The organism is Pseudosulfitobacter sp. DSM 107133 (genome assembly GCF_022788695.1).
In the GTDB taxonomy this organism is placed as follows: domain Bacteria; phylum Pseudomonadota; class Alphaproteobacteria; order Rhodobacterales; family Rhodobacteraceae; genus Pseudosulfitobacter.
In genome coordinates, this window is the sequence record NZ_CP085155.1 from 1 (window position 1) to 25941 (window position 25941).

At 60.1% G+C, this 25941-nt stretch carries 26 protein-coding genes and 2 pseudogenes; 11 read left to right on the top strand and 17 right to left on the bottom strand.

Annotation, left to right across the window (positions count from 1 at the left end; genetic code table 11):
• The 5 genes from repA (DSM107133_RS18080) to repB (DSM107133_RS18100) all read left to right on the top strand — a co-directional run bounded on the left by repA (DSM107133_RS18080) (nt 1) and on the right by repB (DSM107133_RS18100) (nt 6245).
• On the top strand, nt 1–1191 hold the full coding sequence (gene repA, locus DSM107133_RS18080) for a plasmid partitioning protein RepA (RefSeq protein ID WP_114294622.1): 1191 nt from the start codon (nt 1–3) through the stop codon (nt 1189–1191).
• On the top strand, nt 1181–2110 hold the full coding sequence (repB, locus tag DSM107133_RS18085; RefSeq protein ID WP_114294623.1) for a plasmid partitioning protein RepB: 930 nt from the start codon (nt 1181–1183) through the stop codon (nt 2108–2110). Before repA (DSM107133_RS18080) ends, repB (DSM107133_RS18085) begins: the two co-directional genes overlap by 11 nt.
• Before the next feature lie 181 nt (nt 2111–2291).
• Complete coding sequence (repC, locus tag DSM107133_RS18090; RefSeq protein ID WP_114294624.1) at nt 2292–3482, top strand: plasmid replication protein RepC; 1191 nt, start codon at nt 2292–2294, stop codon at nt 3480–3482.
• A gap of 616 nt (nt 3483–4098) precedes the next feature.
• Nucleotides 4099–5283, top strand: coding sequence for a plasmid partitioning protein RepA (gene repA / locus DSM107133_RS18095; RefSeq protein ID WP_114294625.1), 1185 nt, complete (start codon nt 4099–4101; stop codon nt 5281–5283).
• Nucleotides 5283–6245 (top strand): plasmid partitioning protein RepB, encoded by a 963-nt coding sequence (repB, locus tag DSM107133_RS18100; protein WP_114294626.1) that lies wholly within the window; start codon nt 5283–5285, stop codon nt 6243–6245. The genes repA (DSM107133_RS18095) and repB (DSM107133_RS18100) overlap by 1 nt, the downstream gene beginning before the upstream one ends.
• Here the strand turns inward: repB (DSM107133_RS18100) and DSM107133_RS18105 are convergent.
• The 9 genes from DSM107133_RS18105 to DSM107133_RS18145 all read right to left on the bottom strand — a co-directional run bounded on the left by DSM107133_RS18105 (nt 6242) and on the right by DSM107133_RS18145 (nt 14750).
• On the bottom strand, nt 6242–7330 hold the full coding sequence (locus DSM107133_RS18105) for a tyrosine-type recombinase/integrase (RefSeq protein ID WP_114294627.1): 1089 nt from the start codon (nt 7328–7330) through the stop codon (nt 6242–6244). The two genes, repB (DSM107133_RS18100) and DSM107133_RS18105, sit on opposite strands and share 4 nt — an antisense overlap.
• A 275-nt stretch (nt 7331–7605) precedes the next feature.
• Entirely contained in the window at nt 7606–7989 is a 384-nt protein-coding gene (locus DSM107133_RS18110; protein ID WP_114294628.1) for a RidA family protein, read from the bottom strand.
• A complete protein-coding gene (locus tag DSM107133_RS18115) occupies nt 7986–8615 on the bottom strand; it encodes a TetR family transcriptional regulator C-terminal domain-containing protein (RefSeq protein ID WP_162792100.1) in 630 nt (209 codons plus the stop codon). The genes DSM107133_RS18110 and DSM107133_RS18115 overlap by 4 nt, the downstream gene beginning before the upstream one ends.
• Before the next feature lie 116 nt (nt 8616–8731).
• The gene (locus DSM107133_RS18120; RefSeq protein ID WP_114294630.1) at nt 8732–9742 is read right to left on the bottom strand and encodes an ABC transporter substrate-binding protein; all 1011 of its coding nucleotides are present in this window, start codon (nt 9740–9742) and stop codon (nt 8732–8734) included.
• On the bottom strand, nt 9739–11130 hold the full coding sequence (locus tag DSM107133_RS18125) for an FAD-binding oxidoreductase (protein ID WP_205387862.1): 1392 nt from the start codon (nt 11128–11130) through the stop codon (nt 9739–9741). The genes DSM107133_RS18120 and DSM107133_RS18125 overlap by 4 nt, the downstream gene beginning before the upstream one ends.
• Nucleotides 11130–12305, bottom strand: a complete 1176-nt coding sequence (locus DSM107133_RS18130) for an amidohydrolase family protein (protein WP_114294632.1) — start codon at nt 12303–12305, stop codon at nt 11130–11132. The genes DSM107133_RS18125 and DSM107133_RS18130 overlap by 1 nt, the downstream gene beginning before the upstream one ends.
• A 5-nt stretch (nt 12306–12310) precedes the next feature.
• Nucleotides 12311–13162, bottom strand: coding sequence for an ABC transporter permease (locus DSM107133_RS18135; protein WP_243253610.1), 852 nt, complete (start codon nt 13160–13162; stop codon nt 12311–12313).
• Nucleotides 13140–13946 (bottom strand): ABC transporter ATP-binding protein, encoded by an 807-nt coding sequence (locus tag DSM107133_RS18140; RefSeq protein WP_114294634.1) that lies wholly within the window; start codon nt 13944–13946, stop codon nt 13140–13142. Before DSM107133_RS18140 ends, DSM107133_RS18135 begins: the two co-directional genes overlap by 23 nt.
• A gap of 3 nt (nt 13947–13949) precedes the next feature.
• On the bottom strand, nt 13950–14750 hold the full coding sequence (locus DSM107133_RS18145; protein WP_114294635.1) for a creatininase family protein: 801 nt from the start codon (nt 14748–14750) through the stop codon (nt 13950–13952).
• A 411-nt stretch (nt 14751–15161) separates the two neighbouring features.
• Between DSM107133_RS18145 and DSM107133_RS18150 the strand changes: the two genes are divergently transcribed.
• Nucleotides 15162–15413 (top strand): helix-turn-helix domain-containing protein, encoded by a 252-nt coding sequence (locus DSM107133_RS18150; RefSeq protein ID WP_114294793.1) that lies wholly within the window; start codon nt 15162–15164, stop codon nt 15411–15413.
• Entirely contained in the window at nt 15413–16732 is a 1320-nt protein-coding gene (locus DSM107133_RS18155; RefSeq protein WP_114294636.1) for a type II toxin-antitoxin system HipA family toxin, read from the top strand. The genes DSM107133_RS18150 and DSM107133_RS18155 overlap by 1 nt, the downstream gene beginning before the upstream one ends.
• Nucleotides 16733–17208: 476 nt before the next feature.
• Here DSM107133_RS18155 and DSM107133_RS18160 read toward each other — a convergent pair whose 3' ends face one another.
• Nucleotides 17209–17505: a hypothetical protein gene (locus DSM107133_RS18160; RefSeq protein WP_162792101.1), complete on the bottom strand. Its 297-nt coding sequence runs from the start codon at nt 17503–17505 to the stop codon at nt 17209–17211.
• A gap of 310 nt (nt 17506–17815) precedes the next feature.
• On the opposite strand from DSM107133_RS18160, the gene DSM107133_RS18165 reads away from it, so the two are divergent.
• Nucleotides 17816–19114, top strand: a complete 1299-nt coding sequence (locus DSM107133_RS18165) for an adenylate/guanylate cyclase domain-containing protein (protein ID WP_243253602.1) — start codon at nt 17816–17818, stop codon at nt 19112–19114.
• Between the two features lie 200 nt (nt 19115–19314).
• Here DSM107133_RS18165 and DSM107133_RS18170 read toward each other — a convergent pair whose 3' ends face one another.
• The 4 genes and pseudogenes from DSM107133_RS18170 to DSM107133_RS18185 form a co-directional block, all read right to left on the bottom strand.
• Nucleotides 19315–19644, bottom strand: a complete 330-nt coding sequence (locus DSM107133_RS18170) for a hypothetical protein (protein ID WP_114294639.1) — start codon at nt 19642–19644, stop codon at nt 19315–19317.
• Nucleotides 19645–19646: 2 nt separating this feature from the next.
• Complete coding sequence (locus tag DSM107133_RS18175; RefSeq protein WP_162792091.1) at nt 19647–19823, bottom strand: hypothetical protein; 177 nt, start codon at nt 19821–19823, stop codon at nt 19647–19649.
• A 27-nt stretch (nt 19824–19850) separates the two neighbouring features.
• Nucleotides 19851–20081: pseudogene (locus DSM107133_RS18180) on the bottom strand (ornithine cyclodeaminase family protein); the annotation flags it as partial.
• Nucleotides 20082–20125: 44 nt separating this feature from the next.
• On the bottom strand, nt 20126–21253 hold the full coding sequence (locus DSM107133_RS18185; protein ID WP_114294640.1) for an alanine racemase: 1128 nt from the start codon (nt 21251–21253) through the stop codon (nt 20126–20128).
• Nucleotides 21254–21346: 93 nt separating this feature from the next.
• Here DSM107133_RS18185 and DSM107133_RS18190 point away from each other — a divergent pair, with 93 nt between their 5' ends.
• The gene (locus DSM107133_RS18190) at nt 21347–22249 is read left to right on the top strand and encodes a LysR family transcriptional regulator (protein ID WP_114294641.1); all 903 of its coding nucleotides are present in this window, start codon (nt 21347–21349) and stop codon (nt 22247–22249) included.
• Between the two features lie 18 nt (nt 22250–22267).
• On the opposite strand, the gene DSM107133_RS18195 is transcribed toward DSM107133_RS18190, so the two are convergent.
• From DSM107133_RS18195 to DSM107133_RS18205, 3 genes and pseudogenes are all read right to left on the bottom strand, one after another.
• A complete protein-coding gene (locus DSM107133_RS18195) occupies nt 22268–22903 on the bottom strand; it encodes a GMC oxidoreductase (RefSeq protein WP_240310612.1) in 636 nt (211 codons plus the stop codon).
• A gap of 66 nt (nt 22904–22969) precedes the next feature.
• Nucleotides 22970–23154 (bottom strand): annotated as a pseudogene (locus DSM107133_RS25065) (GMC family oxidoreductase N-terminal domain-containing protein); the annotation flags it as partial.
• A 170-nt stretch (nt 23155–23324) separates the two neighbouring features.
• Nucleotides 23325–23711, bottom strand: a complete 387-nt coding sequence (locus DSM107133_RS18205; protein WP_162792103.1) for a helix-turn-helix domain-containing protein — start codon at nt 23709–23711, stop codon at nt 23325–23327.
• Nucleotides 23712–23823: 112 nt separating this feature from the next.
• Here DSM107133_RS18205 and DSM107133_RS18210 point away from each other — a divergent pair, with 112 nt between their 5' ends.
• Nucleotides 23824–24501: a TetR/AcrR family transcriptional regulator gene (locus DSM107133_RS18210; RefSeq protein WP_162792104.1), complete on the top strand. Its 678-nt coding sequence runs from the start codon at nt 23824–23826 to the stop codon at nt 24499–24501.
• Between the two features lie 371 nt (nt 24502–24872).
• Nucleotides 24873–25940 (top strand): C4-dicarboxylate TRAP transporter substrate-binding protein, encoded by a 1068-nt coding sequence (locus tag DSM107133_RS18215; RefSeq protein ID WP_114294644.1) that lies wholly within the window; start codon nt 24873–24875, stop codon nt 25938–25940.
• Nucleotide 25941 lies beyond the last annotated feature (1 nt).

Consider the following 25941-nt stretch of genomic DNA (forward strand, 5'->3'; position numbering starts at 1 on the left):
ATGAGCAGCGCGGAGCCACGCATTGACTTTTTGGTGGGCGAACATGCCCGCATGCTGTCCGAAAGGTTGCAGGCGCATCGTGCGCAACTGTTTCCGCCGGATGCCAAACGGGTCTTGCGCAAGTTCACCTCGGGCGAGGCTGCGGACCTCTTGGGCGTCAAGGACGCCTATCTGCGCAAATTGCATCTGGACGGACGCGGCCCCTCGCCCGAAGTGCGGGCCGGCGGGCGGCGGTATTATTCGCCTTCCGATCTGCAAGACCTGCGCGAAATGCTTGAGTTAGGGACGAAAACGCCCGGCACCTATCTGCCCGGACGGCGTGAGGGCGATCATCTTCAGGTGATTACCGTCATCAATTTCAAGGGCGGGTCGGGCAAGACCACAACTGCCGCGCATCTGGCGCAAAAGATGGCGCTGGACGGCTACCGCGTGCTGGCCATCGACCTTGACCCGCAGGCCAGCCTGTCGGCGCTGCACGGATTCCAGCCCGAGTTCGACCTGCTGGACGGCGGCACGCTATATGATGCCATCCGCTATGACGATCCGCTTCCCTTGGGCGACGTGATCCAGAAAACCTATTTCACCAATCTCAACATCGTTCCGGGCAATCTGGACCTGATGGAGTTTGAACACGACACCCCGCGTGCGCTGATGCAACGCGATAGCAATCTTTTCTTTACCAGAGTCGGCGACGCGCTTGCCACTGTAGAGGAGGATTACGACGTGGTTGTGATAGATTGCCCGCCCACCCTTGGATACCTGACAATGTCGGCCCTGTCGGCCGCCACAGCTGTGCTGGTTACGGCCCATCCGCAAATGCTGGACATCATGTCGATGTGCCAGTTCCTGCTGATGGTATCGAACCTGCTGGGCGTGGTCGCCGATGCGGGGGGCGACATGAACTATGACTGGCTGCGCTATGTGGTCACCCGCTACGAGCCGGGCGACGGGCCGCAGAACCAGATGGTCGGGTTCATGCGCAACATGTTCGGCGATCATGTGCTGAACCATACGGTTCTGAAATCCACTGCGATTTCGGACGCAGGCATTACCAAACAAACCCTGTACGAGGTGGAAAAGGGCCAGTTCACCCGCGCAACCTATGAACGCGCGATGGAAAGCCTGAACGCGGTCAACAGCGAAATCGAAGCACTGGTGCAAGCAGCATGGGGGCGGACAAATGGCGCGTAAAGATCTGATGAACGGGTTGATGAACAGCCCCGAGGTTTCCAGTGACAGTGATGCGCGCGTCGATGCATCCAAGCCGCGGTATTCGACCGGGGCCATCGGTGCGGTCAGCCGCTCGATCGAGGATCTGAAACGCCGCGCGATTGTCGATGTTGATCCGCGCATGGTGGACGATGCCGGCCTGCGTGACAGGCTGGACCGTGACGATGCCGAACTGGCCGGCCTGATCCAGTCGATCCGCGACCATGGCCAGCAGGTGCCGGTGCTGTTGCGGTTCAATCCCAATTACGAGGGCCGCTATCAGGTGGTCTATGGCCGTCGCCGCGTGGCCGCGCTGAAGGCGCTTGGCCAGCCAGTCAAGGCGCTGATCCGCAATCTGGACGACAAGGCGCTGGTTCTGGCGCAGGGCCAGGAAAACACCGCGCGCAAGGAGTTGTCGTTTATCGAAAAGGCGAACTTTGCGCGGCAGATGGAAGAGGCCCGCTATGACCGCAAGGCGATGTGCGATGCGCTGTCTTTGGACAAGACGGTGATTTCACGCATGCTTGAGGTGGCCAAATCGGTGCCGCTGCCGCTGATCGAGGCGATTGGCGCCGCCCCCCGTGCGGGCCGTGGCCGCTGGATGGAGCTGGCCAAGGGGCTGGAGGGGCGCGATCTGGTCAAGGCCGCCGTCGGAGACACCTCTGACGCGCGGTTTGAGGCGGTGATGGCCGCCCTGACCCCGCCCAAGCGTCCGGCCCGCCCTGCGCCCGTGATCGACAAGGTGGCCGCCACCGACGGCACGCCGCTGGCCGAAGTGACCCGGCGCGGCAATGCCACGACGGTCAAGCTGCCGACAAAGACATCCAGGGGGTTCGATCAATGGCTGATCGACCACTTGCCCGAGATTCACCGCAACTGGAAAAACCAGACCGGCGAATGACCAGAGGAAGAGCAATCAAAAGGAGGCACGAACAGACGAGAGTATAAAAAAACCCCCCGGAAAAAGTTCCCGAGAGGCCTTTTGGTTCGTGTTTTGCACCTCTGAATCTAAGGCTTGTTGTTGACAGCTGTCAACAGGCGCCGACTCCGGCGGACAAAAAACTTTTGTCTCGTGATATAAAATGGACGTATTTACAACGACGCCCTTCGGGCAGCGGCCGCTGACGGCTGCCCTGGTGAAACGGGCCACCGAGGCGCAACAGCCACCCAGCGTGGCGCATATCGACAAATGGGCGCTGTTTCGCGATCTGTGCGCGGCGCGTCAGGCCTTTGATGTGACAGACCGCGATCTGACCGTGCTGAACGCGCTGTTGTCCTTTCACAAGGCCAAATCGCTGTCGGATAACGACAACCTGGTGGTCTATCCGTCGAATCGGGCATTGGGCGAGCGGGCGCACGGCATGGCCGAAAGCACCCTGCGCCGCCATCTGAGCGCGCTGAGCGCCGCCGGCCTGATCCAGCGCCACGACAGCCCGAATGGCAAGCGTTACGCAGCACGGGACCGCTCTGGCGATGTGGTGCGTGCGTTCGGCTTTGATCTGCGCCCCTTGCTGGTGCGCGCGCGCCAGATCACCCATGCTGCCGCCGAAGCCCATGCCGCTGCCGAACGGATGCGCCGGTTGCGTGAGGAAGTCAGTCTGACCAAGCGCGACGCGCTGAAACTGTGTCTCTATGCACAGGAAAACGGGCTGTCAGGGGATTGGAGCGAGGTCGAGGCACGGCTGTTGGTGTTGCACAAGGCGATGCGCCGCAAGCTGTCTGCGCAGGATTTGTTCGAGCTTCTGGAGATGGCAAAAGAGGTTCTACGTCACGTCCATTCGATGCTGGAAACAGATAATTTGAGCGGCAATGACCGTCAAAATGAGCGGCACTATCAGAATTCAAACCCAGACTCTTCTGATTTTGAACCCCGCTTTGAAAAGGCAAGGGGCGAACGGGTGGCCAGACCGGAACCGGACAGCGAAAAGCCGGCGGTGCAATCGTGCCCCCCTGCCCTGCCCCTTGGGTTGGTGTTGAAAGCCTGTCCCGATATCCTGCCCTATGCGGGCGACAAGATCACCCATTGGCACCAGCTGGTTGCGGTTGCGGGACATGTTCGGGGCATGATGGGGATTACCCTGGATGCCTGGCAACATGCGCAACGTGACATGGGCCCGGAAGTGGCGGCGATTACGGTTGCGGCGATTCTGCAGCGTGTCAGCGACATTTCAGCGCCCGGCGGCTATCTGCGTGCACTGTCGCGCAAGGCAGCCGAGGGCACATTCTCGCCCGGGCCGATGGTGATGGCGCTGCTGAACAGGCGTGCAGCGTGACAGTTGACAGCTGTCAACTGCGCGACCGGAGAGCCATGCGCAGCTATCGGATGTCTTGGGCGCGCGTGGTTGCGTGGCCGTTTGTTGATCCCCGGATTGCGCGTAACGGCCCCCTGACTCGTGCATTTCCCATGGTTGGTGCGCGCGGTCTCTTGGCGGACCAGCCGGGCACTGGTTGCGCGTTTGCAGATGTGATGTTTCGCGGCTTCCGCAGATACGACAGTCACCCAAGGCGACGGGTAACAACGACCACGTTCGGAAAAGAGCACCCGTGGCAGCCATGGACATGGGAAAAGATCGTCAGACCGGAGTTCAGGCTTTGCTGTAGACCACGATTGTTACCGAAACAGATAGCGAAACTGGGGAAAGTTGACAGCTGTCAACTTTTGGGTCCAAGCAATCCGCTTTCACGGGTGCGCCGGATAGGCCCCTACCCTTCGCTGCCCCTTACAGTTTACAGCTGTAAATCCATCCGGTGCACACAGGGTGATTTTCAGTCTCTAACAGGCTTTTTAGGCTCTGAAACGGCAAAAAATCTTGACTTGAACAGGCAAATACCTGCTGGTGGTCTCAAGTGGCGTGAGAATTGCCACATTTCTGAAAATGAGGCAACCAGATGATTTCCGTGACACCTTTTGAAGCAGATCGCCCCTCGGCGCTGGCAACCGATATTTCCGAACGGCTGAACGCTGCCATCCGCGAACATCTGCTGTCGGCTTTTGCGCCGGACAACACCAAATCTCTGCGCCGGTTTTCTGCGCCCGAGGCCGCTGAAATGCTGGGCGTTTCGGGGCAGTTCATGCGCAAGGGCCATGCAGACGGATCCATCCCCGAGCCTTCTGAAATACGCGGCGGGCGCCGGTATTACACGGCACAGGAAATTTGGGAGGCGCGTCAGATCCTTGAGCAATCCTCGCGCAAAAAGGGGCGTTATGTGCCCCGCCGCACGGGCGATGAAAAGCTTCAGGTCTGGCAGTTGATGAACTTCAAGGGCGGATCAAGCAAAAGCACGACCAGCATCCACCTGGCGCATTATCTGGCCTTGCGGGGCTATCGTGTGCTGGTGGTCGACCTTGATCCGCAAGGGTCGCTGACATCCATGTGCGGCATCAGCCCCGAGATCGAGTTCGACGGGCTGACGGTCTATGATGCGATCCGCTATGACGATCCGGTGCCGATGGCGGATGTGGTAGTGCCGACCTATTTTCCGGGGCTGTCGCTGGCCCCTGCCCGCTTGATGTTGTCCGAGTTCGAGACGGAATCGGCCATTCATTCCAGCCCCGACCAGGCGTTTTTCACGCGCATCCGCAACGCAATTGCGCAGGTCGAGGCCGACTTTGATATTGTGTTGATGGACAGTCCGCCACAGCTGGGGTTTCTGACAATTGCGGGTATGGCTGCGGCCAGTTCGTTGATTGTGCCGCTGACACCGTCCATGCTGGACGTGTCGTCGACGGCGCAGTTTCTTGAGCTGGCCGGTGCCTATATGGGCGTGATCGAGGATGCCGGTGCGACGCTGCAATATGACAACTTCAAATTTCTGATCACGCGCGACGAGCCGACAGATGTGCCGTCGCAACAGCTGACCTCGTTCATGCGGGCGCTGTTTCAGGATCGTGTGATGTCGGCCACTGCATTGAAAAGCACAGCAATCAGCGACGCAACGATGCTTAAGCAATCCATCTATGAGGTGGTGCGATCCGAGATGACACGCGCCACCTATGATCGTGCAAAAGGGTCAATGGACGCTGTCGGACAGGAGATTGAAACCATGATTCATCAAGCATGGGGGCGCTCATAATGGCACGCAAATCGCTGAAAGACATGTCAGGCATTGCCAGCACGATTGCGCGTTCGGGTGCGCCTGCCACTGACAAACCGGCACGTACCGGCGCGCCTGCCCTTGGGGCCTTGCAGGGCGCGCTGGGGGCCATCCGCGAGATTGATCCGGCCATGATTGACGATTGGGGCCCGGTGGATCGGATGGACGAGTTTACAACTGTAAACCCGGAAGACGATGACGACAGCTTTGAGGCGCTGAAAGAAAGCATTCAACAGGGTGGCCAGCAGGTGCCGATCCTGTTGCGGCGCGCGGGGAACGAGGGCCGGTTTCAGGCGATTTACGGCAGGCGGCGGCTGAAAGCCTGTCGCGAACTTGGGATCAAGGTGCGGGCTAACGTTCAGGATATTGACGACGCCACGGCGCTGTTGGCCAAAGGATTGGAAAACGCGGCGCGGCGCAATCTGTCGTTTTATGAAAAGGCGCGGTTTGCAGAGGCGATCCAGGCCGCGGGCCACGACGGTCTGACGGCGCGCAGGGTTCTGAACCTGTCGGCGTCCGGTCTGTCGCATCTGACAAAAGTCACGCAGAACGTGCCCGCCGCAGTTGGCAACGCGCTGGGGGCGGCGCCCAAATCCGGGCGGCCGAAGTGGACCGCTCTGGCCGAGCTTTTTGCAGCGCACAAGCTGAGTGAAGACGCCGCGTTGGAGATACTGGCAGAGGCCAGGCCGACGCTGGCGTCAGATGAACGTCTGGACAGGCTGCTGAAAGTGGTTGCTGGCCGGTCTGCCGCGAAAGGCGCAGCGGCTGAGGAGAACGTGATTTTGACGGGCGTTGCGGTTAAGTCCGGTCCGGCAGCCCTGGTGGTAACTGTGAAAAAGTCGGGCGAAAGTGCCGGTTTTGCCGCCTGGCTTGAGGATCATCTGGGCGATATTCTCCAGTCGGCCCATGCCGAGTTTACAGCTGTAAACAGTGCGGATTAAAGCCCCGCGGCTTTGGTCAGGTTCACGCGGAAACGATCGCGTCGGCGCTGATAGCGGCGGGTCATTTCCGCCGAGGTGTGGCCAAGCTGGTGTTGCACATGGCGTTCGTCGGCTTCGGCTGACGACGCCAGACCGGCGCGCAGGGAGTGGCCCGAGTAGAGGGCAAGGCGTTCTTTTTCGGGCAGGTCACTGCGAATGCCTGCGTCCAGCACCGTCTGTTTGATCAGGCGGGCGACATGTTTGTCAGACAACCGTGCGTCCAGGGCCCGATTGCCATCACGCGATATGCGCACGAACAGGGGGCCGAAATCGCGTTTGGAATAGTGCCGCCATTGTTCCAGCGCATGAACCGGGCAGGTCTGTTCAGACGATCCGCGCGCCACTTCAACCTCGCGCCAGCCGGTTTTGGTGTTCAGGGTCAGCACGACGCCCTGATCCAAAATCTCGACCCAGCCGCCGTTGTCCGGTGTGTCGTCCCTGGCAAAATCCAGCGCGACGATTTCAGAGCGTCGCAGGCCACCGGCATAGCCCAAAAGCAGAATGGCACGGTCACGCAGGCCGCGCAGGTCATAGGGCAGGGTGGCGATCATGGCGCGGATGTCTTGCGCAAGGATGGCTTCTTTTTGCACGGGGGGGCGGGCATGTTTGCGTTTGATGCCGGCCAGAACGCTGACGATATGCCAGTCCTTGCGGTCCAGAGTGTCGCCGCGTTGCGCATAGTTCCAGCCCAGACCGGACAGCCGTCGTTCGATGGTGGAAACCGAACGGGCAGGGCTGTTGTCCGTGGGCGTGGCCAGATCGGTCAGATAAAGGGCAATCATCGCAGGTGCGGCGGGCAGGGGGGAGATGCCCTTCATCCGGCACCAACGGGTGAAATGGGCCCAGTCCCGTGCATAGGCCTTTCGGGTGTTGTCCGAGGCGGCAGCCTGCGCGTAGGTTCGTGCCGTGTCTACAAGCCGTTCAAGATTGCCCGAGCCTGCCACATCTGTCGGCAGCGCAAGTGCCGTGTCTGCAGCATGGGCAGCGGTACGGGTGTCTTGCTTGGGCGGTTTGGCGGGTTTGACCATTTGCGGGCCTTGTTCCATGTCCGGGTGCGCGTCGTATTATTGGACATAAAACAGTGTTTGGCGGGTTTTGGCCACTGCGGATTGGTGGATCCTGTTTCTGCTCGAGTACAGCACAGATTATCGGACATATCCGAAACGTGCAGATTGGGGCGCTTTGTGGTCGGAATTCGGATAAGAAGCGCCGCGCGTCCCCGGCCTTATGGCTCTGTTGCGCAATGCCGGGTTGTACGCGGTCGATCAAGGTCTGCGCCCATGAACCTGTGACACTTCCCCCTTGGGGGCATTCAAACGCGTCAGTGGGGTGTCATGGCCAGGGCTTCGACTTCGACCAGAAATTCGGGGCGGGTAAATCCTGTGACGATCAGCAGGGTCGAGGCGGGTTTGACTGCGAGGTCACGCACCAATGCGTCGCGCACTGCCATATAGGCGGTAAAGTCTGCGCGGCGGGTGACGTAGCCGGTAAAGCGAATGACATGCGAAAAATCGGCGCCCGCGGCGGCCAGAATGGCACGGATGTTTTCGAAACACAGTTCTGTCTGCGCGGTGACACTGGCGGGAATGTTGCCGTCAGCCGCCAGCGCCAGTTGGCCAGAGGTGGCGATCAGACGTCCCGCCTGCACGCCATGTGCGTATGCGCCAAAAGGGGCGGGCAGTGTATCAGGTGTCAGGGCTTTCATATGCGTGCCCCGTTTTCATCCAGACCGCAGCGGCGCAGGAACAATGCGCTGGCCTCGGCGATGATCCGTTCGGCGTCCATCGGCTGACCTTCGGCGGCGCCCATCAGCGCGCGCGCCTGTGCTTCATACTCGGCATAGTGCTGCGTGACCGCCCACATGTTGATCTGGAACAACAGCGGATCGACGGGTGCGATGTTTCCGGCGTCGATCCAGCCCTGAATGGTATCATTTGCCTCTTGAACCGAGGTGCGCAGCGGGCCCCAGTGGTCGCCCATTTCCGGCCCTCCGCGGGCCATTTCATTGGCAAAAAAGCGCGAGACTTCGGGATGTTCCAGCGCGTGTTCGATCTTGCGGCGGATGTAATTGGTGATCGCCTCGGCGGGGTTTTCCAGCGATGAGGAGAGCGAAAAAAGTTCGCGCCAGTGCGACACGATATAGCCCAGAACGTCTTGGTACAGGTCCTCTTTGGAGGTGATGTAATAGTGCAGCTGGGCCTTTGATATCCCCGCTGATCTGGCAATGGCCTGTGTCGAAGTTCCTGCCAGCCCGTTGCGTGCAAATTCGCGGATGGCCGCATCACGGATTGCTTCGTTGATGGCGCTGCGCCGGATCTTTGCGGTGGTCATGGGCGGTCCTCTGGTGGTCACGGTGGTAGGGCGGGGCGACATGGCAAGGGTAACAGACCTGTCGCCCCGCGCCAGCAGGGAAGGGGGCGACACGTTCTGACTGCCGCCCTGGCTGTTTACTGACCTGTCAACCTGGCCTTGAGGTCCAGCCCGTGTCCGTGGTTGACGAACCGGCTGGTTGCCACCTTGGCCAGATCAACTGTGTCGGCGTCGATGATGCCGCTGGATACAGCCAGATCGTGAAAGGCTTCGATCCGTTCCTGGGACATTGCGCCAATTCCCTGTTCCAGAGCGGCGCCGCTGTCGATGATCTTAAGCGTCTTGAGCTGGGCCACTTCCTTGTCCAGCTTTTCGACCGTCATCTCGGGGTTGGCCGCCATGATCGCGTCGTATGCGGGCGTGTGGTCGCCATACAGGAAATTCACCCAGCCCTCGATGGTCGCATCAACGAACCGCTGCACCAGTTCGGGGTTTTCGTCGATCAACTCCTGGCGGGTTTCCAGCGTGGCGGCATAGGTGTTCCAGCCGTTGTCGGCCAACAGAAACACGTCAACATCGGCCCCTTGCTCGCGGGCATAGATCGGCTCGGCGGTGCCATAGGCCTGCTGAACCATTTTGTCGTCGGCCAGAAACTGAGCGAGGTTGTAACCGTAGGGGCGCAGTTGTTCGTTCTTGAACCCTTGCGCCTGCACCATCCATTCCCAAAAGCTGAATTGCCCATCCTTGGACACCAGCACCGTGGGCGCGTCGGACAGCGCGGCAAAGTCGGCGTATTGCCCCTTGTGGGTCATCAAGGCCTGCGGGTCTTTTTGGTAGAAGGCGGCGACGACGGTGGTGGGGATGCCGTTGCGCACGTTGTCAAAGGATAGCAACAGGTTGCCCGCCATCAAAAAGTCCAGCCGCCCCGCCGACAGCATCGGGCGGTTGTTGACCTGCGGGCCGCCGGGGCTGATTTCAACGTCCAGCCCGTATTTTTCATAGGTGCCATCGGCCAGCGCCTGATAAAATCCGCCGTGCCCGCCCTGGGCCAGCCAGTTGGTGCCCATGACGACCTTGTCGTTGGCCCAGGCGGCGGTGGCGGACAGCAGGGCGATCGCGGTGCCGAATGCTGTGAGTGTTCTGTTCATGCTGTTTCTCCGTGTTGGTGTTGGTCGTCGCGGCGGGCCATATCCTTGGTCCATCCGCGTGTTTTTCCGGGGTTCATCAGTCCGTAAGGGTCTGCCCGTTTCTTGAAATCAATCTGCAAGGTGTCGATTTCCTTCATGCCGCCGTCCTCGATGGTGACGACATGGGGGTCAAAGATCGTGCAGCCGTCTGTTTCTTCCAGCTCGGCAATCAGGCGGTACATTTCGTCCTTGCCGCGATAGCGCACCAGCGGCAGGGCAAAGATCTGGATGTCGCCGTCCTGACGCGCCATTTCGTGGTGCCAGAACATATCGTCGCCGTGGCGCGCCATCTGGCGCATCACCAGATCAACATCGAACGGGCGCGGATAGGCGACTTGCAGGTACGTCCAGCCCGGATCGACCTTGAGCGCCTGCAAGGTGGTGTGGTTCCAGCCGCATTCGTAAGCCGGTTGCAGACCTTCCGCGCGGACCTGTTCCTTGGTCATGGCAAAGGACACGCGCCCGCCCTGCGCTTCGGCCTGCGCGGTGAAACGGTCCATTTCGTCGGGTGCAACCATCGCAAAGATCGCATCCCGGTCGGCGGGGAACAGGTCACCGAACTTGGTGTAATAGGGGGCAAAGCGCCGCTCGACCGCGGTCAGCAGGTAACAGTCCATCCCGTCCTTTTGCGCCTGGGTGGCAAAGTTCAGGGCATGGTCATAGCCGTCGAACAGCGCGGCGGTGTGAATCCAGTCGGTCCTGGGCGTCAGGGCCAGACCCAGTTCCACCATGATCCCGTTGGTGCCAAAGGCGTGCTGCACCTTCTGGATCTCGTCGCCGTGCAGTTCGATCACCTGCGGCTCCTCCTCGACGGTGACCACCTTGACGTAGCTGACGTTGCCGGGATCGCGCAGCATCCCGTGACGCAGCGACCCGATGCCGCCCGAGCCACCGGCCAGAAACCCGCCAATCGTCGCCATCTGACGGGTCGACGGGTACATCAACAGCTCTTGCCCCGTTTCATGCGCCGCATCGTCCAGCCGCGAAATCCGCGCACCGGCCTGCACGCGCACGTGGCCCGGCGTGATCTCCAGAACCTTGTCCAGACGGGTCAGATCCATGATCACCCCGCCTTCCATCGGCACGCACTGGCCATAGTTGCCCGTGCCGCCGCCGCGCAGGGTCAGGGGCAGTTTGTGCTTCGCGATGAGCGATGCCACCTGCATCACCTCGTCGACCGATTGCGGGATCACCAGCACATCGCCGATCTTGTGCTTGAGCTGATCGTTCAGGATCGGGCTGTACCAGAAATAGTCGTGCGAGCGCGCTTTCAGATGTTTTTGGCTGTCGTGAAAGCGAATGCCGTCCAGTGCGGCCTTGAATGCGGTCAGATCGGAAGTTCGGGACATCATTTGTCTCCTTGAAAGGGGGGCAGAACCGCGCCGTCACGCCAGACACGCCGCACCACGGCGGGGCGGCTGATCACGTCGTTCAGGTCGGTCGCGTCAAAGTGGATAAAGTCGGCAGGGCCACCGGTGCGCAGGGTCAGGTCATGGCCCATCCATGCGGCGGGCCGTGCGCTGATGGCATCCAGCCAGTCCTCGGGCGGCAAATGGCCCATCAGCACGCCCATGCGCAGAACCTCGATCAGGTCATAGTCGCCATAGGGAAAGAACCCGTCGCGCACATTGTCCGACCCCAGCATGACCGGAACGCCGGCGGTGTCGGCCTCTTGTAGGGGGGCAATGCCGCGCAGGCGGGGGGTGCGGCCGGGGCCTGCATCCTGAAGATAGCTGTTGGCACCGGGCAGCACGGTCAGACCGACCCCGGCCTCGGCGGCGCGGGCAAGAAGGGCTTTGACCTCGGACACGTCGCGCACCGACAGCGCGCAGCCATGGCCGCACAGCACACGGCCCGCCATGCCGCGTTTGGCCGTTTCGTCAATGATCGCGTCGATGCCGCGGGCTTCAACGTCCAGTCCTTCGTCGACGTGGAAATCAAGGTGCAGGTCGTGCGCTTCGGCCAGATCGAACAGGGAGGCGATGTGCGCGGCAAGGTTTTCGTTGCGATAGACGAACGCGCCCAGAATACCACCCTCACGGCGCAGCACCGGCGCGATGGCAGGGCCGATCTCGGCCAGTTCATCCAGACGGGTCAGCGACGACAGTTGCAGTTCAACCCGCCCGCGCCAGTCCTGTGCCAGCTCGCTTAACACATGCCAACCGCGCGGCGCGTCGGCATAGGACCAGTCCACATGGCTGCGCATCAGGGCGGTGCCGTGGTGATAGGCCTTGGCCAGACCCAGCGACGCGCGGCGGCGCAGGTCGTCATCGGTCCAGCGCGCGGCGTCCTGTCCCATCATCTCGATCGCATCGAACAGCGACTGCGCGCGATGCGGCATACGCGGCGCGGTCATCGTCTTGTCCAGATGGGTGTGAATGTCGGCCAGCAACGGCGTCACGAGACCGCCGCCGCCCGTCGTCGCGGGGCGCAGCGCGGTAATGCGCCCCGCGTCCTGTTCCAGATCCCAAAAGCCGCTGTGTCCGGCCAAAGTGATCCCTTTTAGGTGCATACTGTCCGTCATCTGCCCTATCTCTCGCGCTTGATTTCGCTTTCGTGCCAGTGGCCCAGAACGGCCCGCGACAACCATGCGGTGATCAGGAAAATGCCGACGCCCAGCACCGACACCAGAAACAACGCTGCAAACATGCGCGGGATTTCGTTGCGAAAGCTGGACTCGAGGATACGCGAGGCAAGACCAGTGTTCTGTCCTGCAGTGCCTGCCACAAACTCGGCCACCACCGCGCCAATCAGCGCCAGCCCGCCCGCGATTTTCAGCGCCGCCATGAAATAGGGCAGGGCAGAGGGGATGAGCAGATAGCGCAGACGCTGCCACGGGGTCGCCTGATACAGGCGGAACAGATCACGCAGGTTATGGTCGGCGCTGCGCAACCCGATGGCCGTGTTCGACAGGATCGGGAAAAACGCCACGATCCAAGCACAGATCAGCAGCGCGGCAAAGGTGTTGCTGACATAGATCAGGATCAGCGGCGCGATGGCGACCACCGGCGTGACCTGTAGGATCACGGCAAAGGGAAACAGGCTCATCTCGATGGGACGCGACAGGGCAAACAACATGCCCAGAGCGACGCCGCCGACAATCGCCAGTGCCAGTGCCATCAGGGTCAGCTTGACGGTGAACATCGCGCTTTGCATCAGGCTGGACCAATCGGTGACCAGCGTCTTGGCGATCAGGCTGGGCGCGGGGATCAGGTAGTGTGGCACCTCGTTGTACCAGACCAGAAATTCCCACATCCCGAGGGCAATGGAGATGGCGGCAAGCGGCAGTATATACTGCAACCGGCGCTCGCGCCGTTCGCGGATGATGCGCGGGTCCAGCCGTGCGGCGGCGGGGGTCTCAGTGGTTAAGGTCGACATGATCCATGGTCCCTTCCAAAGCTTTGCTGACCGTGCGGCAGCTTTCGGCGTAGTCCGGTGACATCCGGTAGGCGGCGTTGCGGGGATAGCCACCCGTCAGCGCGATGTCGTGCACCACGCGCCCCGGGCGGGCGGCCATGACCACGACGCGGCTGGACAGGTAGACGGATTCAAACACCGAATGGGTGACAAAAATCACTGTCAGCCCCAGCGATTTCCACAGCGACAGAACCTCGTCGTTCAGCTTGGTGCGCGACATTTCGTCCAATGCGGCAAAGGGTTCGTCCATCAGCAACAGCTTGGGCTTGGTCACCATCGCGCGGGCAATGGACACCCGCATTTTCATACCGCCCGACAGCTCGCGCGGATAGGATTTGGCAAAATGCGCCAGCCCCACCATCGACAGCGCCTCTTCGACGCGGGCGCGGCCTTCGACCTTGCCGACGCCTTGCAGTTTCAGCGGCAGATAGACGTTTTCATAAACCGTGGTCCACGGCATCAGCGTCGCTTCTTGAAAGACATAGCCGATGTCGCTGCCTGTGCTGCTCTCGCCCGGACGATGTCCGTTCACGGTGATCGTCCCCGCCGAAACCGACAACAACCCCGAGATCATTTTTAACGCGGTGCTCTTGCCGCAGCCCGAGGGGCCAAGGAAGCTGACAAATTCGCCTTGCTGGATCGTCAGCGACATATCCCGCACGGCGACGGTGCCATTGCCGAACTGTTTGTCGACGCCGCGCATGTCGATCAGCGGCGTGCCGGTTTCGGGGGGTGGGGTAACTGTCATCGTTCAAACCTCCGGTTTGCTGTGCAGCCAGTCGGCGGGGATGGCCTCAATCTCGGCCATCGCCTCGACCAGTCGCGCAACCGCATGATCCAGTGTTGCCGCGCCCTTGGCCGCAGTGGCCAGATGCGCCTCGCCGCAGGCACCTGAGGGGCTCAGGTCCTGGGTTTTCCACGCGGGTTTGCCCGCCCGGCCAAGGCCCAGATGCTTGGTCCCCTCGAACAGGTCCTGCCCGCGCGAGCGGAAGTCGCGGGCGTGGCGCATGTCCACGTTGTCGGGGTCCAGCGCCAGCATAACCGATGTTTCCATATCGCCCGCGTGAATGCCGTGGCTGCGTTCGGTTTCGGAATACACGCCTTCGGGCATGCCGAACCCGAACCAGTTGACCGAGAACGCCAGCATGTCGTGCGAGATGCGCAATTGCCGCGCGACGATGTCCATCACCGGTATGTTGCCGCCGTGCCCGTTCAGCAGCACCAGCTTGCGCACCCCGGCCCGCGCCACGCTGGCACCGATCTCGGTCAGCACGCGGATCAGGGTTTCTGCCGACAGGGTCAGGGTGCCGGGAAAGTCGATGTGTTCATCGCTTTTGCAGACCGACTGTGTGGGCAGGAAGATGACCGGACTGCTCTCGGGCAGGGCATCGGCCAGACGGCGTGCGACACCGGTAACGGTGCAACTGTCGACCGACATGGGCAGATGCGGTCCATGTTGTTCAATTGCCCCGATTGGCAGAACCGCAATCAGGCGGTCGTGATCCAGTGCGGCGAATTCGCGCTGGCTGTGATCGGCCCAGTACCGCTTCATGACTGCACCGGGCGGAACATCGTTTTCCTGTTGATATATGTCATAGGTCCCCCTGTTTTATGGGAGCTTAGGTAACTTCATACCAATCGGTCAAACTATTTGTTCAGTTTTTTGCAGGCGCGTGAGCCAATCCGCCAGACAATGCCTTGAAAAGTGGCAGACAGGTCTGGTGGTCCGGCGAAAGCGTGTGGCGAGCTGACCAGGAAGATCCGGCCGGAAAGTTTGCAGCGCTCAAACGATCCGCAAAGCCGTCCCCGTCTGTCGACGCCTGCCCTGTTTGGCTGGTAGGCTCGCACCAGACTCGTTATACGTCTCAGCGCCAGCGCAATTTTATGCGCTGTGGCGTATAGGTAGTGTATATACGCTATGGCGCATATTGACAATTTATACGCCTTGACGTATATCGGTCAAATGAGTGATTTGGCACGCACACCAAGACAGATTGGCGCGATCATCCACCGGGCCCGCAAAAAGCGGGACTGGACGCAGATGAAGCTTGCCGAGCGGGCAGGTCTGCGCCAGGCAACGATTTCGATGATAGAGAGCGGAGAAAAGCCCGCAAAGCTCGAATCCATCCTCGCTGTCCTTGCTGCTCTCGACCTGGAATTCAGGATCGGCGCGCGCTCCAAAGGTCATGGCAGCGATATTGAAGAGTTGTTCTGATGGGGCGGCGTCCAGCCTATGCGCCCTTGCGGGTCTATCTGAACAACCGCCGCGTCGGCACGCTGAGCCGCGAGGCAAGCGGTGCCGTCGGGTTTTCCTACGAAGCGGACTGGCTCGACTGGGAACATGCCCTGCCGGTCTCCTTGTCACTGCCGCTTCGCGAGACGCCCTATCGCGGCGAACCTGTTTCTGCCGTCTTTGAGAACCTGTTGCCTGACTCGGACAAGCTGCGCCGCCTCGTTGCTGAAAAGGTCGGCGCGCGCGGGACGGACGCCTACAGTATGCTGACCAAGATCGGCCACGACTGCGTGGGGGCGCTCCAGTTCATCGCAGGAGAGGATGACGCCCCCGATGCCACCGGCAAGATCGAAGGTGAAGCTGTCGATGCGGCGACCATCGAAAAAATCCTGAACGGGTTGAGCCAGGCACCGCTTGGCCTCGCCAGCGACGACGGCTTCAGGATTTCCGTTGCCGGGGCGCAGGAAAAGACCGCTTTGCTTTGGCACGACGGTCAGTGGATCAAACCCCACGGCACGACGCCGACATCCCACCTGATCAAGACGCAGATCGGAAAACTGCCGGATGGCATTGATCTCTCGGACAGCGTCGAGAACGAATACTATTGCCTGAAGCTCACCGCAGCGTTTGGCCTGCCTGTGAACACCGCCACCATCGAAACCTTCGGCGAGACCAAGGCGCTGGTAATCGAGCGCTTTGATCGCCGCTGGACGAAAGACGGGCGATTGCTGCGCCTGCCTCAGGAAGATTGCTGCCAGGCACTTTCTGTACCACCGACACTCAAATACCAGAACGAGGGTGGCCCCGGCATGATTGATGTCCTGGGCTTGCTCAACGGCAGCGATACACCGATTGAGGATCAGGACATTTTCCTCAAAGCGCAGATCATATTCTGGCTGATGGGCGCGACGGACGCCCATGCCAAGAACTTCAGTGTGTTTCTAAGCCCTGGCGGCAGCTATCGCATGACCCCGCTCTATGACATCGTGACAGCGCAAGGTGCACTGGAAGCCCGCCAAATCGAACGCAAGCAAATGAAGATGGCGATGTCGGTCGGAAACAGCCGACACTATCGCTTTGATCAGGTTCACGGGCGGCATTTTGTGCAGACGGCCATGCGCGCCGGTTTCTCAAAAAAGCGAACCATCGGCCTCATCGAGGAGATCGCGGCAAGAACGCCCGAAGCGCTTGATACTGTCGCCAGCGTCCTGCCCAAAGCCTTCCCTCAAGCCATTGTCGATACCGTTGGCAAAGCGATCATGGGGCGGCTTGATGGCCTCAAGCTGCATGACATCGCGTAGGGTGCAAAACTCTGAAACGATTAGGGTCAGGACCCATTAATCCTGCGCCGTCAGCGGCAATTTCACGAAATTTCAGTGGTTTGGGTCGTGCAGCCGATAGTGGTTCTATTTGCAAGCGGCCCAAGACACTGAAATGAAGTGAAATTGCCGCCCGTCGCTCCGAAGGAGCGCCGTGTTATGCTGGCACGCCTTCGGCGTGACGGGTTCGACGGATTTTCCCGCAGCCCATTGCCCGGCAGGGCATTGCGCAGCAATGTCCCGAGAGGAGGCGGCGCATCTGTTTGAAATAGAACCACTATTCCTGCACAGATGCTGCTTGTCAGCGGAAAAATCTGTCGAACTGACGGTGCAGGATTAATGGGTCCTGACCCTAGCCTGGGGTCCAGACCCTAGCGAGCGTTTGGCGCCTTCCGCGTCTTTCGGTTCGCCCGCGAGGACCGTTGCCGCGCGGAGCAGATGACGGCTTTGGGGCCGCCTTACCGGTCGACGCGCTCAAGCACGGCGCGGGCGACGTAGAGATCCTGCACGGATAGTCCTGAACTGTCGAAAACGGTCGTTTTCGCCGGTGACATATCCCATTCGCTTTGTATGGCGAGGCCGGTTGGTTGTGCTTGAACTATGAAAATCGTCCTGATCCTGAAATCTGGGTGTGCGACCCAAACGGCGTCACTTTTCAGGACAGCTTCTATAAGGTCGCGGACAATTTCGATCATCTCGTCGAGATGCTGGTTTCCGAAGATGATCTGGTGCGATTGGGCTTTGGCTGAGGTCAAAAACCCCCTGACAATACCTATGCGTCAAAAAACGGTGGTTTTTGGGAGGCTGAAAACCCTAAAGCGGACGCTCGCTGCGGGGCGCATGGATGACCGCTATGCGGGACTTTGCAGACAGTCAGTCCTAATCCTGCAACGTCCGCTTTAAGAGCGATTTCTTTTTGGTGGAGCAACAGAAGATGCTGGTGAAACACAAATGGAAGGAAAAAGGATCGCCTCGTATAAATAAATGATACCCTTTGAAATTATCCATAGATGTCGGCGCACTTCGAGTTTGGCTACAATCCAATTCACCGGCTTACATTTCGAAATGGGATTTTTGATGGGCGATCCAACAGCTTCAGCCGGTACAGGCCTGACAATCTCTGCGAAACGCTTGTTCAACCTCTATGCACTTGGTCGGTCGCACGATCTGCCCGTACCGCAACGCGACGCTGCATTATTATGGGCAGCAATTTTGCCACTCGCCTGCGCGACGATCTTGGGCTGGGCGGTGTTCTATCTAGCCTATGACGCGGCCTCTTTGTGGCCAGCGGCGGCATTTTGTGCAAGTTTTCAGATCACACTTATTATCCCTTGGATCGCGCGGCGCAGCCAACTTGTGGCGGAGGTGTTTGCAAGCGTGATGATCGTTGCCTTGTTCACACTGTTGATGTGGATGTTTGGCGCAACGTCTGATCTGAACTACGCGATCCTGTCCTTTGTGCTTATCTTGATAATGGAAATCGGCACACGGCGTCCTGCCGCGATGCTTGTCTTTATCCCGCCACTGATAGCATTGTTCTGGGCGCTTCCGTTTTGGTTTCCAGACCCACAACCCTTCACCAATGCAACGCCTTGGTTGTTGGAAACAATCCAGTTTGCCAATTTAAGCAGCTTGATCTTAGTAACCCTGATGATGATCGTCGTTATCCTGCGTCGCGCTGAGAACGCAGAGATCGCCCTCGCATCGGAATATGACCGCTCGGAAACGCTGCTTGCCAATCTGGTGCCAGGCCAGATCGCGGAGCGCCTAAAAGAAAATCCCGGCGAAGTCATCGCCGATGAGAATGCTGAGGTCACGATCCTCTTTGCCGACATTGTTGATTTTACTCCAAAGGCAGCGCGCATGGCACCGGAGGAGCTGGTAAACTACCTGAACCGTATCTTTTCAGCCTTCGATGCCCTTACTGCCCGTCATGGTCTGGAAAAGATCAAAACTATCGGAGATGCCTATATGGTTGCGGCAGGTATGCCGACGGCCCGCGCTGACCATGCGCAAGCAGCAGCAGAGATGGCGTTGGATATGCTCGACATCACCCGTAGGCTAAGCGCTGATATGGGTGAGACCGTTGAAGTGCGGATTGGCCTCCATACTGGCTCTGCAGTCGGGGGCGTCATCGGCACGACCAAAGTGTTTTACGACGTCTGGGGTGACACAGTGAACACCGCTGCGCGTATGGAAAGTCATGGCGAGGCAGGTCATATTCAATTGACCACCGAAGCGCGCACTGCATTGGGTAGCAGCTATACTTTTGCCCCGCGCGGGAGTGTTGAGATCAAAGGTAAAGGTACAGTTGAAACGTTCTGGCTGACGGGACGGGACATTAAATCTCAAGATTTACTTTGAGATGAAATCTGAGCTTTGGTGCAGCAAAGCGGACTTTCATCCCAATTGCAGCATCAATTCGTTTGGGCTCGTTCCTGCCGTTAGCTGCGCAGCGCACCAACGACCGCTTTCGGGAAAACCGCCCTCGCCCGTTGCCTTCCAAAAACCCTCGTTATCACCGGTGACAGAAACGTATGAGTTTTGACCACTGGGCGTAGGCGTCAAGGCTGCTCAGCCCATACCTTGTCGTCAAACAGTGCCCCGTCTTCTTTGGCATATTGAACCTGCTCACGGACATAGACCGCCGAGCGAACGGGATCGAAATGATGCATCCAGTGCTCATCATCACCGCGAAATGGCTGTGGGGTCACACCGTAACCGTGGTTGGGCGGTACTGTCCCACCCTCGGCTCGCGCAACTTCCATTCTGGAAACGCCGAAACCACGCATGGCAAGATACTCGTTGAATTCTAGAAGCTCGGCTTCTGAAATCCACTCAGTGCCACCACCAGTTTGTGCTTGTGCTATGAGGTCTTCAAATCGCGCGTTCATGCTCACTCCAGGGGCCGGATGATCTCACCGGGATAGGTTTCAAGCCATTGCTCGATCCGTTCCGGTGTAAAGCCGGGTAGTTCGCCCAAACGGCGCTCATCCTCTGTCAGTTCCGGCATCTCATCGAAATGTTGGTGCCCGAAGATGATCCGGTGCGATTGGGCTTTGGCTGAGGTCAAAAAACCCCTGACAATACCTATGCGTCAAAAAACGGTGATATCGCCGGGGGTCTGTCGCCCCTTGGCCCGCCCGTCCAGAACCTCGCCAATCGCAACCAGCCGCGCATTTGGATCGGCATGTTGAAACTCGCCGATCACCCGCGATTGCGCAGGCAGGTCGCAGAACAGCCGCGCATGCTCGAACAGCGCTGGCGGCAACTCCTGCTTGCCGGTGCTGTCCGACCCCATCGAAGCGACATGGGTGCCGGGCTGCACCCAAAGCCGGCGGAAATCTCTTCGGGAATGTATTTCATGGGAGTCTCCTACCAGCCGCCGAACCGGGGCCAGATCCTGAGTGGCGCACCGGGGGTGGACGGGATGACGTTGTAGGCGCTGTATTGCGCGGCCGTGGCGCAGGCGTGGTTGGGCAGGATGCGCAGAGGCGTGCCCACCGGCAGATCCGGCAGTCGCCCGGCGGCACCCGGGCGCAGCGAGAGGATCCCGTGTTCCTGATTGGCGCTGCTGACAATCAAATCGGGCACCACCCGCCCCTGTGCATCGCAGACCAGGCCGTAGCCCTGATCAACATCCTGCGCCGCCGTGCCCCGGTCACGCGACAGTGCCATCCAGCCGGCGTCTACCATCACCCAGCCTTTGGCGCTCTGATGCCCTATGACTGTCGTCAGAACACTGAGCGCGATGTCGTCCAGGGTGCAAACGCCGATCCCCGCCATCACCAGGTCAAAGAACATATAGACCCCGGCGCGCAGTTCGGTCACGCCGGTCAGATCGCGCGCGGCATGGGCGGTTGGCGTCGATCCGACGCTGACCACCGGACAGGGCAGCCCCGCCGCCCGCAGGGCCTCTGCCGCCGTGACCGCCGCGCCGCGTTCACGATCAGCGAAGTCGGCATGGGCAGCGGTGCCGCGCACGGTATAGCTTTCGCCGGCATGGGTCATCACCCCGCGCAGGCAGCCGCCCGCGTGCAGGATGCGCCCGATCCCGACCAGCGCCGGATCCCCCGGCACAAGCCCGCCGCGATGGCCGTCGCTGTCGATCTCGATCAAGGCCGGCACGCCTGCCGCGACCACCGCCCGCGCCTGCACGGCACTGTCGAGGATCACCACCAGATCGCAGCGGCGTTCGCGCAGCGCCTTCACGCGCGCCAGCTTCTGCGGGGCGATCCCCACGGCATAGAGAATGTCGGCGTGACCTGCGGCATGGAACACCTCGACCTCGGCCAGGGTCGAGACGGTGATCGGGCCGGGAACCGCGCCGGTCACCCTTCGTGCGATCTCGGTGGATTTCGCCGTTTTCATGTGCGGGCGAAGCGAAACGCCCAGATCTTCGGCGCGCTTCGCCAGCCGCGTGATGTTGCGCATCATCCTTGCTTCGTCAAGCAGCAAGGCGGGCGTCGTCAGCGCGTTAGAACCGGTCTGGTCGGGTAACATTGGGGGGCCTCCTTATTGGATGTCCCGCGCATAACAGCGAAATCGTTCAGCGCATATTCACATATGCTCAATCCAATATTAAGCTGATACTTAATGCTGCATATCGCCGACCTTCGCTTCCTGACCGCGCTCTCCAGCGCGCCAAGCCTCGCCGCAGCGGCGCGCAGCCTGAACGTGACCCCACCGGCGGTCTCGCAGCGACTGGCCCAGATCGAGGCCCGGTTGCATTTGCGGCTGGTCGAACGCGGCCACGGCCCGTTGCGCCTGACGGCGGAGGGGGCATTCCTGATCGAGCGGTCCGGCACAATTCTCGGCGAGATCGAGACACTGACGGAAGAGATGACCACCCGCGCGGGTCGCATCGAAGGGCCGTTGCATGTCATCGCCCCCTTCGGCTTCGGGCGGCTGCGCCTGGCCCCGATCCTTTCGCGCTTTGCCGGTGACAACCCCGAGCTTCGCCCGACACTCAGCCTCAGCGAAGATCCCCTGGGGGCCATGCGTGCCGGCCCCTGGGATGTGCTGATCCATGTCGGGCGGCTTCCTGACCTGCGCATCGTGCAGCGCAAGCTGGCGGCGAACCGCCGGTTTCTGGTGGCGGCGCCGGCCTATGCCGCGCGTTCCGGTCTGCCGCAAAGCCCTGTGGATATCGCGGCGCATCGCGTGGCCGTGGTGCGCGAGGACCGGGCCGACACCACGCTTTGGCCCCTGACCGGCCCGGATGGAACCGAGACGAGCCTGCGCGTCCATCCCGTCTATGCCTGCAACGACGGCGAGGTGATCCGGGGATGGGCGCTCGATGGCAATGGCATCGTCGAACGGTCCGAATGGAGCGTCTCTGAGGATCTGCGGGCCGGTCGGCTGATCCATGTCCTGCCCGACTGGTCCCTGCCCGATGCCGATATCGTCGCGCTGCTGAATCCCCGCGCCGTCCGCGCCGTTCGGGTGGATGCTTTTGTGGACGGCCTTGCCGCCGAAATTTCGCGAAATTGCCGCTGACGACGTAGAGCCAGGACCCTAACGTATCAAGATATCTGCCGCGCGCTCCCCAATGATGACGGTCGGTGCCATCGTGTTTCCGGTGGTCACGCGTGGCATCACCGAAGCATCGGCGATCATCAGCCCCTCGATACCGTGGACAGCCAGCGACCCGTCCACAACCGACATATCGTCTGTGCCCATCTTGCAGGTACAGCTTTCGTGAAAATAGGAGATGGCGCCATCGCGTGCAAAGTTCGCGATGTCTTTTCCCGTCATTGGTCCGGGCATCACTTCGCGCTTTACGAATTCAGCCATCGCATCCGAATTTCCGATCTCGCGACACAATTCCACACAACGGCTAAGTGCATCTATGTCGGCCTGTTCCTTCAGGAAACCGCTGTCGATCAGGGCCGTGTCCGCCGGCGAGGCACCCGTCCGTCGCACCTGTCCGGTCGAGACCGGCCGGACCAGACCTGGCGCAATGGTCCATGCTCCGGGTGGGACGTCAAATTTCTTGCCGGTGACTTCGGTGGTATAGGGCACTTCGATCTGGAAAGGTTGCAGGTCGGGCGTGTCCAGGCTGGAATCCGATTTCCAGAAGAACGTGGCCTCGGCGCCGGAGTTTTGCGGGGGCTGAGGTGTTTTGTATTCCCAGATACATCCGGCCACCATGACATGATCCTGAAAGTTTTTCCGACGCCGGGCAAATCCTGCATGAAATCAATGTCGAATTCACGCAGGTGCGCCTCTGGTCCGATGCCCGATTGCATCAGGATCTTGGGCGAATTGATCGCGCCGGCCGACAGCACGACCTTTTGGGCCGCGCCGACGGTGTGCATTTCCTTGTTGATAAACGCGCCGTAAGTCTTGTTCAGACTTGCCTTTGCGGCATTCACGGTGTCATTCGCAGGTACGCCGTCCATTGGAAACTCCCTATTTTTTATGGCTTGCGAACTCGACGGCAGCCTTGTCAGACATGGCGCGAGTCCGGTTTTACCGTGGCGTGCACGGGTTCCGTGAGTAGGGAACAGGGAAAGGTTGCGCGCTTGGGGCGCTGCTTATCTATCCGCTTCTTGCAGGAAGAGACGTCAGACTAGCCGTTTCTTGCGGCAATGCAGGTTTGGCTGGGAAGTTCGCCAAACCGCTGTTTGTAATAGGTCGCAAACCTGCCGAGATGGAAAAATCCGAATTGCATTGCAAGCGCGGAAAGATTTTGCGGTGGGGCGTTCAGGATCGTCTCTCGTATGGCGTCCAGTCGCAAGCCGCGCAGCCATTGCATCGGCGACTGGTCAAACGCCTCATGACACAGAACATTCAGTTGCCGCTCGGACAAGGCTGCCGCGCGGGCCATGTCGGACAGCGTGATCGGTTCCTTGAGGTTGTCCCTGACATAGCCAACCAACCTGTCCAGTCGCTGTGAAACAGGCCGCTCTTCACCCGTGGCCGTTGCGCCGCGCTCCTGTCTCTCTCCGAACTGCATCAGGAGGAACAATGCGAAGCAGGCCACGCGCCAAAGTTGGCGGTCTCGCCTCTTGCGGTGGGCCTATACTTTCTCTAGAAATTCAAACATGAGTTTAAATCGCAAAATAGACATGGATAAGTCCGTCATATCCCACATCATAGCGACGGCCGAACGGCTGTTCGCCCGTCAGGGTTATGACCAGACCTCCCTGCGCCAGATCACACGCGAGGCAGATGTAAACGTTGCCTCTGTGAATTACTATTTCGGATCAAAAGACGCGCTTGCCGAGGCGGTGTTCGAGGGCGTCATCGCGCGGGTCACGAAAGCGCGTCTTGCCTTGCTTGACCGAATATCGGCAGAGGCTGGTGAAAACGCGCCCGATCTTGAGCGTGTTGTCTCCAGTTTTATCGAGCCCTATCTGGCCCCCGGGAACGAGGATCAGGGCGCGTTGATGGCGCGGTTTATTCTGAAACATCGCCTGTCGCCAAATGACGCGACGCGGCGCATCGTGTCGACCTATCTGAACCCGCTGGCGGGCCGCTATGTCGAAATGTTCGGGCGCGCAACGACTGGAATTGCAGGCGACGATCTTGTGTGGCGCTATCTGATGATGGTCAGCACCATCGTCTTGACGGCGACCGAGGATTGGGAGGCGGACCGATTGGCCACATTGACCGAAGGCCGCGCCAGCCTGAAGGACCGTCAAAAGCTTTTGGACCAGACTGTCGGCTTTCTGGTTGCTGGCATCCAAAGCGATGTTGCCGGGACCTTTCACGCGACCGCGCCGGTTCCAGACGACGATTCTTAGGGTCAGGAGCCTAATCGAAACGGCGCGATTCTTGTGCCGGCCTTGTGCGGGCCGCTGCATTTGACGGGTGCCAGATAGGGCTGCGTGGCAAGGCACATGCGTCTGCATGGTCGTTGTGAATGCCCGCCCCGCATCTTCCCCGGCGACGCACGACAGCGCTTCCAGACCCTGGGAGTGCGCGAGGCCGATTTCAGCAACGATCACCAGTGTCCTTGCGCATAGGCGGGAACGCCCGTCCGGCGGCTTGCGGTTAACCGGGATACGTTAAAGCGTCGCTGCCAGTTCCGGCAGACTTACACCAATTTAAAACACTTGTTTTATACCCGTGTTTTTAGTAGCTCTGGTGCATCTGTTCGATCTGGGAGGAAAGAATGCAGAAAACAACGCGTACCCGCTCGCTCATTTGCGGCCTAGCTCTGGGGGTGTCCCCGGCCACGCTGGTGCATGCCGACAGCTTTAACTGGACCATTGCATCCGGCCACCCGCCGGTCACCAAAGGCGTCGCATTGCTCAGCAGCTATTTCATTCCCGAGGTCACGACGCGGCTGGAAGCGATGGGCCACACCGTAGCCTGGACCGAAGCCTATGGCGGCTCGCTGGCTGGTGTCACCGAGGTTCTGGAGGCGGTCGAGGTCGGGATCACTGACTTTGGATACGTTCCAACCATTTTCGAAGCGGATCGTCTGCCTTTGGAACAGGTCACCTATGTGACGCCGTTTTCAAGCAGCAACGTCAGCACGATGGTCAGTATCATCAACGACTTGCACGACCGCGTGCCCGCGATGGAGGCCGCCTGGACCGACGCCAACCAAAAGCGTCTGGCCGCTTCTGTTGTGGATTCCTATCAGATCATCACCGATTTTGAATGGACCGATTTGTCCGATCTGCAAGGGCGCAAGATTGTGTCAGGGGGGCTGTCGACGAACTGGTTGCGCGGCACCGGGGCTACAGCGCTGGCGGGATCGCTTCCTGAATATTACAACGCGGTCAGGACAGGGCTGGCCGATGGAATTATCGTCTTTGAAAGCGCCATCGCACCCTATAAATTCTACGAGGTCGCACCCTATATTTCGAGCATCAACTTCGGCCCGCAGTCTGCCTCTGCGCTGAGCGTGAATCTGGACAGCTGGGGGCAAATCCCGCCCGACGTTCAGGCGGTGATCGAAGAGGTGGCTTCGGAATACGAGGCCAAGGTCGCCGTCGGGTATGAAGAGATCGCGGCGAAAAGCGTGGCAACGGCGCAGGAAAACGGGGCGATTGTGGTGTCTTTGGCGGACGAAGCGCGCGTGGCCTATGCTATGGCGATGCCCAATATTGCCCGCGAATGGGCCGCAGGCGTAGATGCCCAGGGCAAGGCAGGCACCGAGACGCTGGAAGCCTATCTGGCTGCATTGGCGGATGCAGGGGCGCATTTTGTCCGCGACTGGGCGGCTGACTGAC